Raw genomic sequence first — 18,421 nt, 5'->3', positions numbered from 1 at the left:
AGTAAGAATCCTCCAATAATTCAGCAGCACATTTTCTTCATTTCTTCATTTTTATAACCCCTTTTTCAATCATAGCTTTTTCGTATAATATTCTTATATTTATTTATTATAATGTAAGCTCTCTCTTTTTTTCCATTTATAGAATTATATATAATGATAACTTCCCACCCGGACCGTTGATTTTTTACAGACTGTGTCTTAACCTCTTTTTCCGTTCTGTGTCAACATGAAAAAATAGCCCTTCACCTGACCCAAAAGGGTCAGGTGAAGGGCTATTTTCTTAGTTTCTATCATTTATTATTGTTTTCATTTAATAAAATTTAAAAGATATCAGAGTGTTGGAAACCATAAAGGGTTTCTCAACACTCTGAAAAAAATCAACCGGACAGTTGATTTTTTATCGCCTACTATAATGCGCAGTGTCAATCCCTCGCTGCGCTAACCAATGATATGTTTCGCCTTTTACAACAAGAGGTACAGATTGCAACTCTTCTATCGTCTTCACGCCAAGAGCTGTCATAATAAATTTTAAATCTGTATGTAAAAGATCAATTTCATCCACTAACTTCTCAACACCATCTTGCATTAAAATACGTAAAAAGTATCCAGCAAACGCAGTTGTATTCGCCCCTAATGCAATTGCCTTTGCCACGTCAAGTGCTGTTTGTATACCCCCAGATGCAATAAAAGAGAGGTTATTATTTGTAGAGGTTGCTTCAATAATCGAGGTAGCTGTTTGTATGCCCCAGTTATTAAAATAAGAAAGCATTCGCTGTCTTCTTTCATTTTCAACAGCAGCAAAATTCGTACCACCTTGGCCGCCAATATCAATTGCTGTTATACCTATACTCGCTAACTGTTGTACTGTTTCCTTACTCATTCCAAATCCCACTTCTTTTACAATGACAGGAACTTTACTGTTTAAAACAATTTGTTCAATTCGCCGAAGTACACCAGTAAAATCACGGTCTCCTTCTGGCATCGTTAACTCTTGTATGACATTTAAATGAATTTGCAGTGCATTCGCTTCAATCATATCAACGGCACGCTCTGCCTGTTCGACAGTTGCCTCACTCCCCAAATTAGCAAAGAAAATACCATTTGGGTTTACCTTTCTGACGATTTTATAAGAAGCCGCCTCGCTTTCATTTTTTAAAGCTGCCATTTGCGATCCTACAGCCATAGCAAGGTTATGATGTTTCGCTACATATGCTAATTGCTCATTAATATGTAATGTTTGCTCTCCTCCACCACCAGTCATCGCATTGATAAAAATCGGCGAACTTAGTGAAAGTTCGCCGATTTTTGTTTCACATGTTACAGTATCATAACTTGAATTTGGCAAGCTTTGATGCACAAAATCAATATCATGAAAGCCATGCGTACGAGACTGACCAGTAGAAAGAGCATATTCAATATGATCTAATTTACGTTTTGCCCTTACCACTTGTACCCCTCTTTATTTCTTTAATTTTTTCAGTTGTTCACCAATAATATCACTTAACTGGAAAGTAGCAGAATCAGCATTTGGCTCATATTGGCTATAATCTTCTGTTACATTATTTTCTTCAAGCGTTTCTTTTATGCTTAAAGAAATACGTTTTTCTGCTACATGGACTTCAAGTACTTTCACTTTTACTTCTTGTCCCATTTCCAATACTTCATTTGGATTTTTCACGTGACGATTTGCAATTTGAGATACATGCACAAGCCCTTCAACACCAGGTGAAATTTCAACAAATGCACCGAATGTAACAAGGCGTTTTACTACGCCCTCACGAATATCTCCAGCCTTTATTTCGCCAGCAACATTTTCCCAAGGTCCCGGCTGAGCTGCTTTAATTGATAAAGAAATACGTTGCGTATCAGCATCAACAGATAACACTTTTACCTTTACCTTTTGACCTTGCTCTAATACCTCAGAAGGTTGCTCTACACGTTCGTGTGAAATTTGTGAAATGTGTACTAAACCGTCCACACCACCAACGTTAACGAAAGCACCAAAATCCGTTAATCGTTGTACTGTTCCTTCAACAATATCCCCTTCTTTTAACGAAGAGATTGCTTCTTTTTTCTTAGAATCTAGTTCTAGTTCTACTACCGCTTTATGTGAAAGAATAACACGATTTTTTTCACGGTCTAATTCAACAATTTTCACCGCTAATGTTTTTCCTTTATAGTCAGCAAAATCTTCTACATAATGTACCTCTACAAGTGAAGCTGGGATAAAACCACGAACACCAAGGTCCACAACTAACCCACCATTCACGATATCTTTTACAGTAACATCAAATACATGACCAGAATTAAATTTCTCTTGTAATTCTACCCACGCTTTTTCTGCGTCAACAGCTCTCTTAGATAAAACAAGATCATCTTCTTCTAATTTAATAATTTTCAATTCAAGTGTTTGATCTAATTCTACAACATCGCTTGCTTTTTCAATATGAACGTTAGCTAACTCACTAATCGGAATTACGCCATCTGTTTTGTATCCAACATTTACAAGCACTTGTTTCTCTTCAACTTTCGTTACAGAACCTGTAACAACGTCACCAACTTGTAATTCTTTTGAATTCATAACTTCTTCATTCATTTTCTCTACCATGGAAATACCTCCCTACAGAATTGACAAAGCATTTTTATGTATATACGAAATGAAAAAAAATGTTTTCATTTGCATGTTTAAGAATTTATCATCACATATTCTGGTTCAATACAGTTCACAAGAAACTATATTAAACCTATATAAATAGTATACAGCAAAATCATCTTGAAGAAAGTATGATTTGAAATATAATAGCGAATATATTCTGACAGTTTTTCCCCTCTGTAACTAACTTCTTACAAATTAGCCCATTTGTCAAGAAAAGAGACTTATAATTCACTTATCCTTTACATTTCAAAAAAAAAAGAAAGAGGATAGTCCTCTTTCTTTATTTCGCAAATACTCCTGAAACAATACCCATAATTTTTTGGACAACTTCTTCAATTGATAAAGAAGTTGTATCTAATTCCAATGCATCATCAGCTTTTTTCAAAGGAGAAACTTCGCGTTCTGAATCTAATTTATCACGCCTAGCAATGTCTTCTTTTAACTGCTCTAAATTAGAATCGAAACCTTTATTCATATTTTCTAAATATCTTCTTTCCGCTCTTTCTTCTACAGAAGCAAGCATAAAGATTTTCACTTCAGCATCTGGTAGTACATGTGTACCAATATCACGGCCATCCATTACTACGCCGCCTTTTTCAGCTAATTCTTGTTGACGACGTACCATTTCTTCACGAACAAGGCGATGCTTTGCTACAATAGATACGCGATTCGTCACATCTGGCGTACGAATCACTTCGGAAACATCTTGTCCATTTAAAAATACAAGTTGTGTATTTTCCCCTTGCTGAAATTCAATATTTACATTTTTTACAACTTCCATTAACTTTTCTTCATTTTCAATATCCACTTTTTGTTCAAGGGCTGCATATGTAATAGCACGGTACATTGCGCCTGTATCAATGTAAACATATGAAAGTTTTTTCGCAACAACTTTTGCAACTGTACTTTTCCCAGCAGCCGCTGGACCATCTATAGCAATCGAAATTCGTTTATCCATTGTAACACCTCATTTTTCACTTATAAAAACAAAACGAAAAGCAGGTATTCTCCCCCTGCTTCTTCTCATTTGCCTCACGTCATTAAATCCTCAATTATTGTAGCATAATCCATCATAGAAGAAAATGAAAACTACTTATTCACCTGTAAGATTTCCGCCTTATTTTGCGTGACGACACCTTCGTAATAAACAATTTTCGATAAATATTTCACTGAAGATTTATGTATAAAAAGCAGTTGGACGAAAGAAAGACAAATAAATTGAATCAGTAATATACGAATTATAATTTTCTCCATTTTTTTCAAAAAACTCACTCCTTCCCTCTCTACACTTACACATCTCCTCTCATAAATTTCCATAAACAAAACCTAACCTAATAACCACTTATCGAAGCACACTTAAAGTAATTTATTTTATTGTCATTTTCTAACCATACTTTTATACATTTTCATTGTCGAATTTACTCAAAACATGTTATGTTCTAAATGTATTTTTCAACTTGAAAGGGGTATAAGCATTGAAAAGAATCCTAGTTTTACACACAGGTGGAACAATTGCAATGGAGGAAGATAAAGAAACTGGGGTCGTACAACCAGGTGAAAAGAATCCTCTTTTAAAATTTATTCCTGATTTAGAAGGCGATGTTGATTTAATTGTCGAAGATGTGTTCCATCTTCCATCTCCTCACATGACTCCTAGCGAAATGCTACAATTACAAGTCATCATTGACGAAAGAGTAAAACAAGACGATATTCACGGCGTAGTCATTACGCATGGTACCGATACATTAGAAGAGACAGCTTATTTTCTTGATTTAACAGTTCAAGCAACGATCCCAATCGTTGTGACAGGAGCAATGCGCTCTAGTAATGAATTAGGTGCTGATGGTCTATATAATTTCTTATCAGCTGTAAAAGTTGCTAGTAGTAATGAAGCTGCTGAAAAAGGCGTTCTAGTCGTATTAAACGACGAAATACATTGTGCTACAAATGTAACAAAAACGCACACAAGTAATGTCGCGACATTCCAAAGTCCACAGTACGGACCAATTGGCATGGTAACAAAACGTGGTGTTGTTTTCCATCATGCTTTAGTGCATCACGAAACATGCACAGTGCGACAGATTTCTAAAAACGTTGTCGTTCTAAAAGCATACGCAGGTATGGATGATACATTATTATCAGCAATCGAAACACTACCAGTAGACGGAATTGTTATCGAAGCACTTGGACAAGGTAATTTACCTCCAAGAACACTTCCAAGTCTAGAACGATTAATAGGCAAAGGAATTCCTGTCGTATTAGTGTCTCGCTGTTTCAACGGTATCGTTCAAGATGTATATTCGTATGAAGGTGGCGGCAAGCAATTAAAAGATATGGGCGTTATATTCACATACGGTTTAAATGCTCAAAAGGCGCGTATTAAATTATTAGTCGCATTAGAGAATACAAATTCTCATGTAGCAATCCAAAATATGTATATGCACGATTAAAAAAGAAGCTGTCGAATTTCGACAGCTTCTTTTTATTCTTCTCTTGATGCAATGGTTTGCGCAATCGCATCTCCATGGAATCTACCGTTCTCGATAAATATTTCATTTGCGTTATTCCCAGCAGCAATTACACCTGCAATGAAACTATTTTCAGCGTTTGTTTCCATTCTATCCTCTGTATAAATCGGACGCCCTGTTTCTTCATCAATCCGAACACCCATCTTCGTTAAGAAGCTATGATCAGGATGGTAACCAGTCATCGCAAATACAAAATCATTTTTGATTGTAAATGATTCACCATCAACCGTATATGTTAATGTATGTTCAGTAATTTCTTTCACATGAGCCCCGAAATGCATTTGAACTGTCCCATTTCGTACTAACGCCTCAAATTCCGGCAAAATCCACGGCTTAATACTTGGCGAGTATTCCCCGCCACGGTATAGAACTGTTACACGTGCACCCGATTTAACAAGCTCTAACGCCGCATCTATACTTGAATTTTTACCACCTATTACAACGACATCTCGATCAAAATAAGGATGTCCTTCTTTGAAATAATGAGCTACTTTCTCAAGTTTCTCACCAGGTACATTCATATAATTCGGATTATCATAATATCCAGTTGCGACAACAATGTATTTCGCCACATATATTTCTTTGTTTCCGTCACGCTTCGTCGTTTCAACTTTAAAAACATCACCATCTTTTTGAACTTGTTCCACTCGTTCAAATGCGTTTACACGTATAGATTTACGCTTTACTACTTCACGATAATACGCGAGCGCTTGATTACGAAATGGCTTACGATTTTCTGTAATAAAAGCAACTTCACCAATTTCTAATTTTTCACTAGAGGAGAAAAATGTTTGATGAGTTGGATAATTATAAATCGCATTTACAATGTTCCCTTTTTCGATCACTAACGGATTTAACCCCACTTTTTGCAACGAAATCGCCGCTGCTAATCCGCATGGACCGCCTCCGATAATAATAACTGTTTCTTTTTGCATACTCGGTTCACTCCTAGTCTTCTACCTCTGCTTTATTTATATAAACAAGAAAAAACCTACTTACAGCAGTAGGCACCTATCTTTATTGTATTCATTTTTCATATATTTGTCATCTAAACGAAACATACATCCGATAGACATCTGCTAAAAACTGCTGAAATTTAATTCCTTGTTGCCCTAATACATTTTCAGGATCGATTTTCCGAGTAGGATCCAACGTTTTGTGTGACACAATAGCCTTTTTAGGATTTAAACCGAAATTTTGACATAAATAAGCGTGATACCACGTAAAACGAGTATACGCCTCCCAAAAGTTTACGTCGCCACCATAGCAAAGTTCAACCCCAATTGCAGCCTTATTCGCATCATAACCGAATAAATCATTATCCGTTGGCACATTGTATCGAACATGGTACGCAACTTCATTTATAGGGACAATTTCTAATATTGTTTTATCATCAATAAATGTATGCGCTGAAGCTTTCGGTTGTATTTCATTAAAGTAATCCCGATTTCCTATCGCATTGCTACCAGGGTTCCCCGTGTCATGACTTACAATAAATCTTACTTTTGAAAGAGGAATTCCTGGTCGTGAATTTCCATACCCAATATAATTACGCTCAATAGGGAACATCGCCATTACTACCAACTCCCGCTCTAAAAAATTACCTTACTTCCTTATATATGTATTCGGTGGCAATGTCCTTATGGCATTATTTCTTATGCGAAGAGAAAATCGAAAATATTTGATGTGAATACCATAAATAATACAATACTTACAGCCACTCCGTAAAAACCGTAAAACCAAACACAATCTTCTTTCGTATCTAAACCGAAAAACTTATTTACTGATTGTAATAATGATCCACGCTTACTATGATTATTTCGTAAAACTTCCACTCGTTCCACAACATCTGCTGGCATCATAAATCTTTGGTCTACTGTCATTTTCATCATTTATCTCTCCTTAAAATCGTTTCCGTTTGCTTATCTAAGGAAAGTATAGCACGTTTGTTCGTGTAGAACAAGCGTTCTTTTTGTTTTTATTTTATTTTTCACCAAGCTACGTAATAATTCCAATTACTACTGCGATAATCAGCCCTCCAACAACCAGATGCAATAAACCCTCTCCAAACATTCTAAAAATACTTGTTTTCTGAGTATTTTCAATCCTTACTATTTTACTTTCTAGTTTGGTTTACCCTTTCTTCTAATCAATCTACTCGATTCATCATTTCATTATTCATATCCAACACCTCTAACTAGTAACTTCAACAAAAAACGCGATTCCCTCAAAAGGAAATCACGTTTTCTCAAAACATTATATATTATACCCAACCTCTGAAGCGACTAGCCTCAGCCATTTTACGAACACCAATCATGTATGCAGCTAAGCGCATGTTTACTTTACGAACTTGTGATGTTTCATAGATTGAATCGAATGATTTTACCATTACTTTTTCTAAACGTTGTTCTACTTCTTCCTCAGTCCAGTAGTAACCTTGGTTATTTTGTACCCACTCAAAGTAAGATACCGTAACGCCACCAGCACTTGCTAATACGTCTGGAACAAGTAAGATACCACGATCTGTTAAGATTTTTGTTGCTTCTAATGTAGTTGGACCATTTGCAGCTTCAACTACAATTTTCGCTTTAATCTTATCAGCATTTTCTTCTGTAATTTGGTTCTCAATTGCAGCTGGAACTAAAATATCGCAATCAAGTTCTAACAATTCTGTGTTTGAAATTGTATTATTAAATAGTTTTGTTACAGTACCGAAGCTATCGCGACGATCTAGTAAGTAGTCAATATCTAATCCATTCGGATCATGTAGTGCACCGTACGCATCTGAAATTGCAATTACTTTCGCGCCTGCATCATGCATAAATTTAGCTAAGAAGCTACCCGCATTCCCAAATCCTTGAACAACAACGCGTGCACCTTTAATATCAATGTCACGTTTTTTCGCAGCTTCACGAATACAAATTGTTACACCTTTTGCAGTCGCTGTTTCACGTCCGTGTGATCCACCTAATACAAGTGGTTTACCTGTAATAAATCCTGGTGAATTAAATTCATCGATACGGCTATACTCATCCATCATCCATGCCATAATTTGTGAGTTTGTAAATACATCTGGAGCTGGAATATCTTTTGTCGGACCAACAATTTGGCTAATTGCTCGTACATAACCGCGGCTTAATCTTTCTAATTCACGGAAAGACATCTCACGTGGGTCACAAATGATTCCACCTTTACCTCCACCATATGGTAAATCAACAATACCACATTTTAAACTCATCCAAATAGAAAGTGCTTTCACTTCATTTTCTGTTACGTTTGGATGGAAGCGAATTCCACCTTTCGTTGGACCAACAGCATCATTGTGTTGCGCACGATATCCTGTAAATATTTTAACAGTCCCGTCATCCATACGAACTGGAATTTTCACTGTCATCATACGAATTGGTTCTTTCAATAATTCATATACTTCGTTTGGATAACCCAATTTTTCTAATGCTTCATTAATTACAATTTGTGTTGAATTTAACAATTCAAAATGTTGTTCCCCTTGTTGTTGTGTTTTCGTTTGAGTTCCCTTTTCGGCTACCATAGTAAGTAAACCCCCTGTAATTTCACTTGTTTAGTAAACCTTCATTGCCTAGTATACACCGTTAAATTTGGAATGCAATAGAAAACGCTAACAAATATATACAAACTATTTTGCATTGCAAGCGTTTTCACTATTATTATAGTCCTTTTATTGCTTTTAGAAAAGTAAAATACTTAAATATTTAAATATTTTTTATTTTCATCAAAATACGTTCGATAAAACAATTATTTCATCAAAAAATACTGGTTATATTTTTAAATATAGATCGGCTAGTCTTGTTTCCTATACTTCGCTTTATAGATTTTAGATTTTCCAATCTTCAGCTGAATAAAAATAAAACCTCAAGCTACGTTACATTAGCTGAGGTTTTGTTTTTTTACAAAGTAATTGTATATTTGTTCAATTGCTTGAGAATCCATTAATTCTTTACCATATTCCATTATGCGGTAAATTGTTGCTGTTGACGGATTACCGTATTCCGCTAAAATAGCTATAAAATCCGCCTTCAATAATTGAAATTGCTCTTCTTCTTCTATCCAAAGATAAAAACGATCATCCCACGTATACAACTTCCCATCAGTTACACCAAGGTTATATAAGCGATTTGACAAATTGATTACATCATCTAATGTAGCAAACTCGTAAAGTATATGTTCACTTTCATCAAGAGTCACTTGCATTTCAATAAACTCGTCACGGAACTCATCTTCTGTATCTACTTCGTGATTTTCTTTTGTTACAATTACAACCATACCTTGAGCTTGTAGAGAAAATACTTCAACAGCAATCGGTCCATCCGCTTCAAACCCTAATTCTTTATTCGCTTCTTGCATCATATCACGGAATAGTTGCTGTACTTTCGGTGCATTTCTCCACAAATCTTCTTTCGTTAATCCTCGTTCAGATAAATCATCAAATGTTAGGAAAATTTTAATCTTATTATAATTTAAACGTTCCAGTCTCATCTCATACCCTCCCTACGTAACCATTGCATCTAATTTTTATTATATGAAATAGAAAATAGATGGTTCTTTTCGAATGACTATTCTGACATTTTTAACCATCCATCCCATTCTTCTTTCGTGTTACCAATTAGGATATTTTGAAGATTTAATTGATCTCCAATGCCTTTTCTTCCTATAAAACCACCTGAGAGGTTTTCATTTTTTTCTTGCAATAAGTCAATAAATTCTACTGCCTCTTCAAGTTCTCGTTCATCATCAAAAGATATAAACAAATATTTAGGTTGTAATTGTTCAATAGCTAGTAAAATACCTTCTTCATCTAAACTTGTCCCCATATACATTGCTTGATATCCTTTTAGTCGTAAATACGTCGCGAAAATAAATCCTTTTAATATATTATTTCCTAAAACGAAAACTTTGTTAACGGAAGAATACACTGACGCATTATGATATATCATTCCTAGACGTGTTTGTAAGAATGATACAACATATTTGAATTGTGACATTGTAATCTCATTATTATTTTTTAAAGATAACAACTTGTTTGCCACTTGAAGGATGATGCTTGTAACAACCTTTTCCGTTGAATATATACTAAAAACCTCGTTTAATAATGCAGAAGTTGTAATTTCATCAAATTTTAACAAAGCTTGTAGTATATCGTCCACTAAAACAACTTCTGTATCTGTAATTTTTTCTTTTTGAATGTTGTTCTGCAACCGATTCCCTTCTAATAACTGAACTGCTTGTCCAATCATCATCCCCTCAGAAACTTTATTCATTAACCATTTCAAAATATGAATATGCTCTTCTGTATATAAACGATGCCCCGCACGATTTCTCTTTGGGGCAATAATATGATAGCGTCTTTCCCATGCGCGAAGTGTACTCGGTTGAATTCCGAGTATATTCGAAACAGCTTTTATATTATATGTCCCATTTAAAGTCGGCATTATTTTCCTCCGCATAACGTAATGATATGTGTTTGGGAAGGTGCCCGAAAACGAAGAGGGAGTAATGTTGTTCCATACCCATTACTAACAAAGAGAGTCGTATTAGAATGCTTATATACACCACCCTTTAAATGCTTTTCAGATGGAAACAACCGAATCTGACCTCCATGTGTATGTCCACTTAATACGAGCGAAATTTGTTCTTTACCAGACATTTTCTTTATTATATCTGGGTTGTGACTAATTAAAATGCGAAAACCTTCTTCTTTACAATCAGACAACGCTAAATCTAAACGATCTCGTTCTAATCCAACATCATCGATACCGAGTAAGCAAATTTTCTCTCCTAATTCAGACTCAAATACAACTCTTGTATTATCTAATACCTTCACATTATTTTCTATTAATAAAGCATCTAATTCGTGATATTCAATTTCATAATCATTATTTCCCCATACAAAATATACAGGGGCTATTTCTCTTAACTTTTGAATATTTAAAGAGATTTGCGATAAAGGTACTCCTTTTTCAGCTAAATCGCCGCCAATAATTACGATATCTGCTTTTCCTTTCACTCGTTCAATTAGCGAGCTAGAAACGATCCTTCTATGAATATCCGAAATAAAAAAAACTTTAACTTTTTGAAAACTTTCCGGAAATTCTTCGAATACTAAAGTATGTTCCAACACTGTATTACGCATCGCTTCTTTATACATTCCAAGAAGACATACAAAACCAATGCATATGAGAGTACATAATAATATAATCCATGACATATATTTTTTACTCTCCCTCCTCGTAAAGTATAGTCCTTAATTTTATGTGAAGCTATATCACTCATTTAGCTAGCTCTCATACTTCGTGGACTTATCTTTTATAGGAATTTTCAATTCTTGGCCTACTTTCACTTCATCTTCTTGTAAATCATTATACTTTTTTATTATTTCTATCCCATTTTCATCTGAGAAATATTGCTTCGCTATACTTTCTAAAGTTTCTCCATCTTTCACAACATGAGTTGCTACTTTCTCAGACTGCTTCTTTGATTCAGTCTGAGCTGAATCAAAGAAAATCACTTCAAACGCACTTTTCTCAGCATTATTACTATCACTTTTTACCTGTATATACTTATCCGTATACCATAGGATACTAATAGGTAACAATATGAACAAAAATGTTAACACTCGGACGAAAATGTGATTCATTTTAAACTTTGGTTTTTTCTCTTTATTTCTATGAATTTCACTACGCGGCGGTAAACCTTCATCTTCTTCCACTTGCTCAACTTCTAACTCCTCTTCAAAATCAGGAATTCGTTTTCTCATGTTGTTCACCACCACCTTCCATTTATTTTCTTAATTGGAGCCCCATTATAAAATCAACAAGAAAGTGTGCAAAGATTGTTATAAACAAATTTCCTGTCCACTCGAATACATAACCAAAAACAAAACTAATAAAGCAGACGAAACAAAATAAAAAAGGCTTCGTTATATACCGAATATGTAACACAGCAAAAATTAAACTCGCTATTACAATTCCGAAATGAGTCTGCACTACACCTCTAAATAAAAACTCTTCCGCAAAGCCAATAATAAACGTGATAAAGAGTAAATGCATGACAGAAATTCCTTGAAACATTCTATCGTTAATGCCACCATCATCAAACCAAGATTCTGGAAACACTCGCATTGCAACATAATCTAATAACACAATACAGATCGCTAACAAACTACCTATTACAAGTATAGAAACCGGTTCCCATTTCCACAAACTATAAACTTCTCTTTTATCTTGAAATAATATATATGCTAGTAAACAACCGATACCAAGAATGATTAGTTGTGTTATGTAGAGATTCAGTCTTATTTCTCTTGGACTCATATCTTCAACATTATGCCTTTGAATGTTCATCATTCCTCCATCTTCCCTAGGCCGAAAAGCTTTTGTAACTCTGTTTCCCAATTATAGTCGAAAACTAACTGTTGCGCTCGTCTTTTTTTATAATCCGTTTTTGTAATACCACAGTAATCACAACAGTTTTCTATCTCTTTTTCTTTTCTATAACCGAATTGTTGTAATAAATATTCACGTCTACATCCTTGAACTTGTATCCATGACTTCATATTTTCTAGCTCACTATATTTATTACGCAGTCTCACTTCCACTTCCGCTATTAATCTGTGCATTATTTCATCTGACAAGCTCTCTAGCATGAGATTTCGCTGTTGTATGATTCCAAGATGTTCGAGATGATAACGTGTAAAACGCCAATACTGTTCATTAAATCTTGCTGCATTATAACAAATTTCTTCGACATCTTCTAATGGTAATACTTTCGTTTGAAACATTCTTTTTTGTAGTAACGAAAATAAAAATTGTATTTGCGATTTACTTGGTAATTCATCTTCAATGATTGAAATCGGCAAATCGTGATCCAATGGACTACATAATAAAATGGCTATACTCAATTCTCCATCTCTTCCCCCTCTTCCAATTTCTTGTAAATAGGAAGCTACATTTGTCGGATATTGAAAATGAATAATATATCTTGTATTCGCCTTATTTACCCCCATCCCAAAAGCACTTGTACATATTACAATTTGCAACTGGTCATTCATAAACTGTTGTTGAATTAACATACGCTCTTCATGTTCCATACCACCATGATAAAAAGCTACACCTGTAATTCCTTTTCCTCTTAAATACTCGGTTAAACGCTCGGTCCAGGCCCTACTTGAACAATAAACAATACCAGGCCCTTGCAAATACATTACATGCTCAAAAAGCGCCTCTTTTTTTTCTTCTATTGTTTCCACAAATTGCACTTCCATCGCAATATTTGGACGATCAATTGAGTACACATGCTCAGCGATATTTTTTAGATTTAAACTTTCCGCTATATCTCGCAGTACATCCTTTGTCGCAGTTGCTGTTAATGCTAGTACTGTCGGAGATCCGATACTCTCAATTACTTTATCTAATTTTTTATAATCTGGCCGAAAATCATAGCCCCATTGTGAAATACAATGCGCTTCATCTACGACAAATAATGAAATATGAATTTTTTTCAATTCTCTTATTAGAAGTTCCGACTGCAACATCTCTGGCGATACGAAAACAAATTTATAAAAAGATAGCTTTTTCATTGCTTCTCTTTTTTCACTTAACGTCCGAAAACTATTCAATGCAATAACTCGATTTTTCACGACATACTTTAATTGCGTAACTTGGTCTTCCATTAAAGATAATAATGGTGATACAACAAGCACCGTACCCTCTTGCAGAAGCCCCGGAAGTTGATAACACATTGACTTTCCCCTTCCAGTCGGAAGCATTGCTACAACATCTTTCCCTTCCAATAAGTCCGTAATAACTCCTTTTTGCCCCGGACGAAATTCAGAATATCCAAACCACTTATATAAATATTCCTCAAGCTTCATTTATACCCTCCATCCGCGCCAATACAAGACGGACTTCAAAATAAGAGATTTCCTCTCCAACCGCTTGCTTCAACACACGCAATTTACGTGTTTGTAATGCTTCAATTACTTTTGTTACTTTTTCTATTTTTTCTTTTTCCATAAACATCTCAATAGAAAATTCTTTTTCTCGTAAAGCAATTTCTACAAAATGGTCTTCTATCGTGGCAACCTTCAAATTCCGAATTGTTGCTATTTCTTCTAAAGAGCGTCCTTGTTTCCAAAGATTATATGTTTTTTTCGTTGATAAGCTAAATAAATCAGCTTTCTCATTTGGATAAGATATAATTTCAGCTAATAATGGAAACTCATTTTCTTTATTGCGAACTTCTTGAATAAGGAAATGAATTGTACCCCAAAATAAAAAATAAACTCGAAATATATCTTGTTTCGTAATTTCCGCTAATTGTTGTAAAGTACACCCAATACGTTCATACCCAGTTAACCGATATGTTACGATTGTCGCCTCTACTGGATTATTTTTTTGTAAAAGAGTATGCATTTCCTTCCATAATCTTTTAGCCAATTCACTTCTCATATATGGTATTCCAGTGAGGAAGCGTTTCACCCACATCATTATTTCTGTATCCTGTTGAATTGGAATAAATTTCGTATTCGCCTGTTGTAAATTCGAAATGGTTTGAACGATCAATGATAATCTCCTCCAAAACGTTTCACCTATTTCACCATAGTGTAAACCATTTAAATACGTCGGAAAGGCAAAGTCACTTTCCCATTTGTTTAATTGCATGTTACCAGCAGTCGTTAACACATATGTATTATCATGTATACCTTGAACTAAATCCGTTCGTAACAACCTTGCAACTTCTTGATCATAATCAGCTCTATTTAATGACTTATAAATCCCAAACAAAAAAGAAATTTGAAACATATTCCCATCTTGTAATGTTTGCGACGATCTCTTTCCTTTTAATAAATAATAAATCGAAGAAACGGTTCTTTCACCATTCAATTGTTTTAAACAATACAATAAAGTATATTGTAGCTGCATTACCGCTTCCACCTCTCTGTCTAGCTTCATTCCTTTTTCAATATGATTGCACATTAACTGCTATTCATTTAACTTATCATATTCACACTACATGCTTGTATATATTCTATTGTATCAAACGAAATAACATTTAAGTATTTTGAAAATCTTATGAAATAATTCAAAAATAAGTTGACACCCTAATTGATAAGCATTATCATTATAATTTTATGTTGAAAAGTTTTAAAAACCGTTTTACAATAAGGTTATAATTTTTTGGCGAACTTTTCACATACATATTACCAGGAGGGAAAAAAGATGGCAAAATATACAATCGTTGACAAAGATACTTGTATCGCATGCGGTGCTTGTGGTGCTGCTGCACCAGACATTTATGACTATGATGATGAAGGTATTGCATTTGTAACATTAGACGATAACCAAGGTATCGTTGAAATTCCAGATGTATTAATTGAAGATATGATGGATGCATTCGAAGGTTGTCCAACTGACTCAATTAAAGTTGCTGACGAATCATTTGATGGCGACTCTTTAAAATTCGAATAGTCTTTTATTAACTTCAAACCCCCCTCATAAGTATGAGGGGGGTTTTTGCTCTCTTTTTCATTCTCACTAACAAAAAAACCATTGGCAGCGTAACTGCTAATGGTTTAATATTTTTAAGCATTTTTCATTTTTGCAAATACCCATACTTTCAAGCGTGAAAATAATGCTACAAATACAATTGTTACAACAATTCCTTTAATTACATTAAACGGTAATATCGCCGTTACAATAGTTTGTCGCATAATATCACTAGACATAGCTGGTGAATTTAAAAACCAAGTGTACGCTGGTAAAATAATAAAGTAGTTTAACACACTCATAATAACTGTCATAGTAATTGTGCCTAGCATTAATCCTGTCGTTAAACTTTTTACTGTGCGATACTTTCGGAATAAGAATGCTGCTGGACCAATAAATAAACATCCCGCTATAAAGTTTGCTACTTCTCCTACTGGTACTCCCGTTAAACTTCCTTGAATCCCGTAATGCAAAATATTTTTTATCGCTTCTACAATTACACCTGCAATTGGACTAAAAATTATCGCCGCAATTAAAGCTGGCACATCACTAAAATCAATTTTTAAAAATGGCGGAAGCCCTGGGAATGGAAAATCCAACATCATTAGTAAATACGCAATACTACTTAGCATCGCTACACTCACCATCTGCACTACACTGTTTTTTTGTTTCATCTTTCTCTCTCCTTTTCCATCGATCTTCTCATGGAAAGTGGAAAGGTTCTGCTATGCCTATTTTTTCATAGAACGAAAAAACCCTTTGTGATTTACACAAAGGGAGAATTTTAAGGCACATCAAACAGACGTTCAAATACTTATCTTTTTTGAACGCTTGAACCTCCATCTTCTCCCATCCAGACTGTACTGTCGGCTTTGGAATCACACCAAATCCTGCCTTAACGGCTCGCGGGCTTAGAACGAAATTATTAACTGTTCATCACCGCCGGTCGGGATTTTCACCCTGCCCCGAAGATAGACCGATATTCTATTTTCCATTTCATTATACAACAACATGATCGTATTGTGAACAAAAAAAGTGTAACTTATTAAAAATAAGTTATTTATTTTATATTATTAAAGAAGCAATCACTATATTTTACAATACAACCCATATTTTTTATAATTCGGTATTTCTCTTATGAATCCCCTAGTCATATGTCGTCAAAAGTGATAAGATGTTGAATTGTTAAGATAAGAACATTTTCTGAGTTATGGAGGAAATGTCATGAAGAAAGATAAAAGACACTCTATTCGAGAAGCAATGAAAAAGAACTTAAGAAAAGAATACTTTTATTTGAAAAAAGAATTACTTTTCTACTGTCCAATTGATCTAGGCACATTCTCAAGAGAGACATACTACGCTACTTTTGACCAAGATGGCATAAGTATTTATCAGTATGATAAAAAAACAGAAAGTAAATTAAAATTGTGTGAGCGTCATCCATGGAAGAGTTGGAATAAGGTAAAAGTTGATCACTATTTAACAACTTCTCAATTTATTTTCCAAGGTGAGCGAAATTGGATTTTATCCCTTTTCCAAAAAGGAAAAGAAGCTCAAAAAATAATTGAAGAACATACATCTTTACAAACGGAAGTTGTTTCCCGTCCGTTTTCCAAGAAACTTCCTGGTTTCCGTTCTGATACACCATTGAATAAATACATCGGTAGCATTTGTTACACTGCACTTATTGCATTTTTATTAAAATGGATGATTCCATTTCAAGCACCACAAATCGCCCTGTATTCTCTTTCAATTGGCTTTATGCTTCTTGGTTTACTTTGTCTTACAATTGGTCTAATCGAACCAACTATCGTACTATTTCGGACAAAAGAAAAAACAAGAACAAAAGTCTTTTACTTATATAGCTACTTAGCTATTTCTGGATTTATATGTGTCTTTATTTTTTGGTAAAAGAAGCCGTCCCAAAAGATCTTTTGGGACGGTTTTTCGTTAAGAATAGGTTGCTCTTATTGTCGCATTTTGTTATTAAGTCGATATAATTTCATTTACTATCGCAATCTTAACTAAAAAGCAAATAAAATCTATTCAAAAGTTATGCTTTGGGGATGTTTCCTTTACTTAACGTATAGTTGTTGATTCGGATAGATTTGCTCTTGTCGCAATCCATTCCTCACTTTAATTTCCTCAACTGTCATACTAAATTTCCGAGCAATGCCAACTAAAGTATCACCTTTTTGTACAACATATAGTGATGATGACACGACTTGATTTTTTTGTTCATTTAAAACAAGCAATGGATTCATCGCAGTCCTTTTCTCCATCGTCCATCTCCCTTGATGCACTTCTAAATGTAAATGCGCTCCTCGCGATTCTCCTGTATTCCCTACCTCTCCAATTAGCTTTCCTTTTGAAATGGTGTCCCCTTGAACTACATATCTCTTATTTAAATGCGCATAAACAGCCTCATATTCTCCATGTTTAATAAACACAACATTTCCATAACTACTTGAAAAATAAGACTTTGTCACCTTACCATTTTGAATAGCTGCAACAGGCGTTCCAATAGGCGCAGCTATATCAATACCATAGTGTTTCCCATGTCTTGTCCCAAAATAATCACTTATCTGCCCATCAACAGGCCATATCCACTGATTCCCTTCAGCGTAAACATGTAATTGAGATAAAAATAATACACTCAATATCACCACGCCACATTTTAGCGCTTTCATATACATCCTCCGTTTTCTAATAAC

General features: G+C 34.6%; 20 protein-coding genes and 1 riboswitch. Of the genes, 3 read left to right on the top strand and 17 right to left on the bottom strand.

The annotated features are described in order from the left end of the window. Nucleotides 1-397: 397 nt before the first annotated feature. The 4 genes from MHB76_RS07480 to MHB76_RS07465 form a co-directional block, all read right to left on the bottom strand. Nucleotides 398-1,447: a type 2 isopentenyl-diphosphate Delta-isomerase gene (locus MHB76_RS07480; RefSeq protein ID WP_016104322.1), complete on the bottom strand. Its 1,050-nt coding sequence runs from the start codon at nt 1,445-1,447 to the stop codon at nt 398-400. A gap of 12 nt (nt 1,448-1,459) precedes the next feature. Beyond that, nucleotides 1,460-2,608, bottom strand: coding sequence for a 30S ribosomal protein S1 (gene rpsA, locus MHB76_RS07475; RefSeq protein ID WP_340986113.1), 1,149 nt, complete (start codon nt 2,606-2,608; stop codon nt 1,460-1,462). A 328-nt stretch (nt 2,609-2,936) separates the two neighbouring features. Next, nucleotides 2,937-3,614, bottom strand: a complete 678-nt coding sequence (gene cmk / locus MHB76_RS07470) for a (d)CMP kinase (protein ID WP_002158601.1) — start codon at nt 3,612-3,614, stop codon at nt 2,937-2,939. Between the two features lie 131 nt (nt 3,615-3,745). Next, entirely contained in the window at nt 3,746-3,919 is a 174-nt protein-coding gene (locus MHB76_RS07465; protein WP_176108014.1) for a DUF5359 family protein, read from the bottom strand. 212 nt (nt 3,920-4,131) lie between these two features. On the opposite strand from MHB76_RS07465, the gene ansA reads away from it, so the two are divergent. Continuing rightward, the gene (gene ansA / locus MHB76_RS07460; protein WP_078174418.1) at nt 4,132-5,106 is read left to right on the top strand and encodes an asparaginase; all 975 of its coding nucleotides are present in this window, start codon (nt 4,132-4,134) and stop codon (nt 5,104-5,106) included. Nucleotides 5,107-5,138: 32 nt separating this feature from the next. Here ansA and MHB76_RS07455 read toward each other — a convergent pair whose 3' ends face one another. The 11 genes from MHB76_RS07455 to MHB76_RS07405 form a co-directional block, all read right to left on the bottom strand. Then, a complete protein-coding gene (locus tag MHB76_RS07455) occupies nt 5,139-6,119 on the bottom strand; it encodes a YpdA family putative bacillithiol disulfide reductase (RefSeq protein WP_340986109.1) in 981 nt (326 codons plus the stop codon). A gap of 109 nt (nt 6,120-6,228) precedes the next feature. Beyond that, nucleotides 6,229-6,759: a peptidoglycan recognition protein family protein gene (locus tag MHB76_RS07450; protein WP_002149378.1), complete on the bottom strand. Its 531-nt coding sequence runs from the start codon at nt 6,757-6,759 to the stop codon at nt 6,229-6,231. 80 nt (nt 6,760-6,839) lie between these two features. Beyond that, nucleotides 6,840-7,076, bottom strand: a complete 237-nt coding sequence (locus MHB76_RS07445; RefSeq protein WP_002149379.1) for a DUF3961 domain-containing protein — start codon at nt 7,074-7,076, stop codon at nt 6,840-6,842. A gap of 371 nt (nt 7,077-7,447) precedes the next feature. Next, on the bottom strand, nt 7,448-8,734 hold the full coding sequence (gene gudB / locus MHB76_RS07440) for an NAD-specific glutamate dehydrogenase (RefSeq protein ID WP_000225168.1): 1,287 nt from the start codon (nt 8,732-8,734) through the stop codon (nt 7,448-7,450). Between the two features lie 356 nt (nt 8,735-9,090). Beyond that, nucleotides 9,091-9,699, bottom strand: coding sequence for a genetic competence negative regulator (locus tag MHB76_RS07435; RefSeq protein ID WP_002158605.1), 609 nt, complete (start codon nt 9,697-9,699; stop codon nt 9,091-9,093). A gap of 77 nt (nt 9,700-9,776) precedes the next feature. Continuing rightward, entirely contained in the window at nt 9,777-10,652 is an 876-nt protein-coding gene (locus MHB76_RS07430) for a MerR family transcriptional regulator (RefSeq protein WP_016104318.1), read from the bottom strand. Further along, a complete protein-coding gene (locus tag MHB76_RS07425; RefSeq protein WP_016104317.1) occupies nt 10,652-11,428 on the bottom strand; it encodes a metallophosphoesterase in 777 nt (258 codons plus the stop codon). Before MHB76_RS07425 ends, MHB76_RS07430 begins: the two co-directional genes overlap by 1 nt. Nucleotides 11,429-11,497: 69 nt before the next feature. Next, a complete protein-coding gene (locus tag MHB76_RS07420) occupies nt 11,498-11,977 on the bottom strand; it encodes a LysM peptidoglycan-binding domain-containing protein (protein ID WP_002201152.1) in 480 nt (159 codons plus the stop codon). Nucleotides 11,978-11,999: 22 nt separating this feature from the next. Further along, nucleotides 12,000-12,563 (bottom strand): CPBP family intramembrane glutamic endopeptidase, encoded by a 564-nt coding sequence (locus MHB76_RS07415; RefSeq protein ID WP_002201153.1) that lies wholly within the window; start codon nt 12,561-12,563, stop codon nt 12,000-12,002. Next, complete coding sequence (locus MHB76_RS07410; RefSeq protein WP_078174419.1) at nt 12,563-14,092, bottom strand: RecQ family ATP-dependent DNA helicase; 1,530 nt, start codon at nt 14,090-14,092, stop codon at nt 12,563-12,565. The genes MHB76_RS07415 and MHB76_RS07410 overlap by 1 nt, the downstream gene beginning before the upstream one ends. Continuing rightward, a complete protein-coding gene (locus MHB76_RS07405; RefSeq protein WP_078174420.1) occupies nt 14,082-15,143 on the bottom strand; it encodes a helix-turn-helix domain-containing protein in 1,062 nt (353 codons plus the stop codon). The genes MHB76_RS07410 and MHB76_RS07405 overlap by 11 nt, the downstream gene beginning before the upstream one ends. Before the next feature lie 297 nt (nt 15,144-15,440). On the opposite strand from MHB76_RS07405, the gene MHB76_RS07400 reads away from it, so the two are divergent. After that, entirely contained in the window at nt 15,441-15,689 is a 249-nt protein-coding gene (locus MHB76_RS07400; RefSeq protein ID WP_001151994.1) for a ferredoxin, read from the top strand. A gap of 113 nt (nt 15,690-15,802) precedes the next feature. Here the strand turns inward: MHB76_RS07400 and MHB76_RS07395 are convergent, their stop codons facing one another. Continuing rightward, nucleotides 15,803-16,381 (bottom strand): ECF transporter S component, encoded by a 579-nt coding sequence (locus MHB76_RS07395; protein WP_002011769.1) that lies wholly within the window; start codon nt 16,379-16,381, stop codon nt 15,803-15,805. A gap of 163 nt (nt 16,382-16,544) precedes the next feature. After that, nucleotides 16,545-16,684: riboswitch (FMN riboswitch) on the bottom strand. Between the two features lie 247 nt (nt 16,685-16,931). Between MHB76_RS07395 and MHB76_RS07390 the strand changes: the two genes are divergently transcribed. Next, a complete protein-coding gene (locus MHB76_RS07390; RefSeq protein WP_002149409.1) occupies nt 16,932-17,618 on the top strand; it encodes a hypothetical protein in 687 nt (228 codons plus the stop codon). A gap of 164 nt (nt 17,619-17,782) precedes the next feature. Here MHB76_RS07390 and MHB76_RS07385 read toward each other — a convergent pair whose 3' ends face one another. Continuing rightward, nucleotides 17,783-18,397: a peptidoglycan DD-metalloendopeptidase family protein gene (locus MHB76_RS07385; RefSeq protein WP_078174422.1), complete on the bottom strand. Its 615-nt coding sequence runs from the start codon at nt 18,395-18,397 to the stop codon at nt 17,783-17,785. Nucleotides 18,398-18,421 lie beyond the last annotated feature (24 nt).

It is taken from the genome of Bacillus sp. FSL M7-1345, assembly GCF_038006985.1.
In the GTDB taxonomy this organism is placed as follows: Bacteria; Bacillota; Bacilli; order Bacillales; family Bacillaceae_G; genus Bacillus_A; species Bacillus_A cereus_U.
This window is presented reverse-complemented; position numbering and strand designations above follow the sequence as displayed.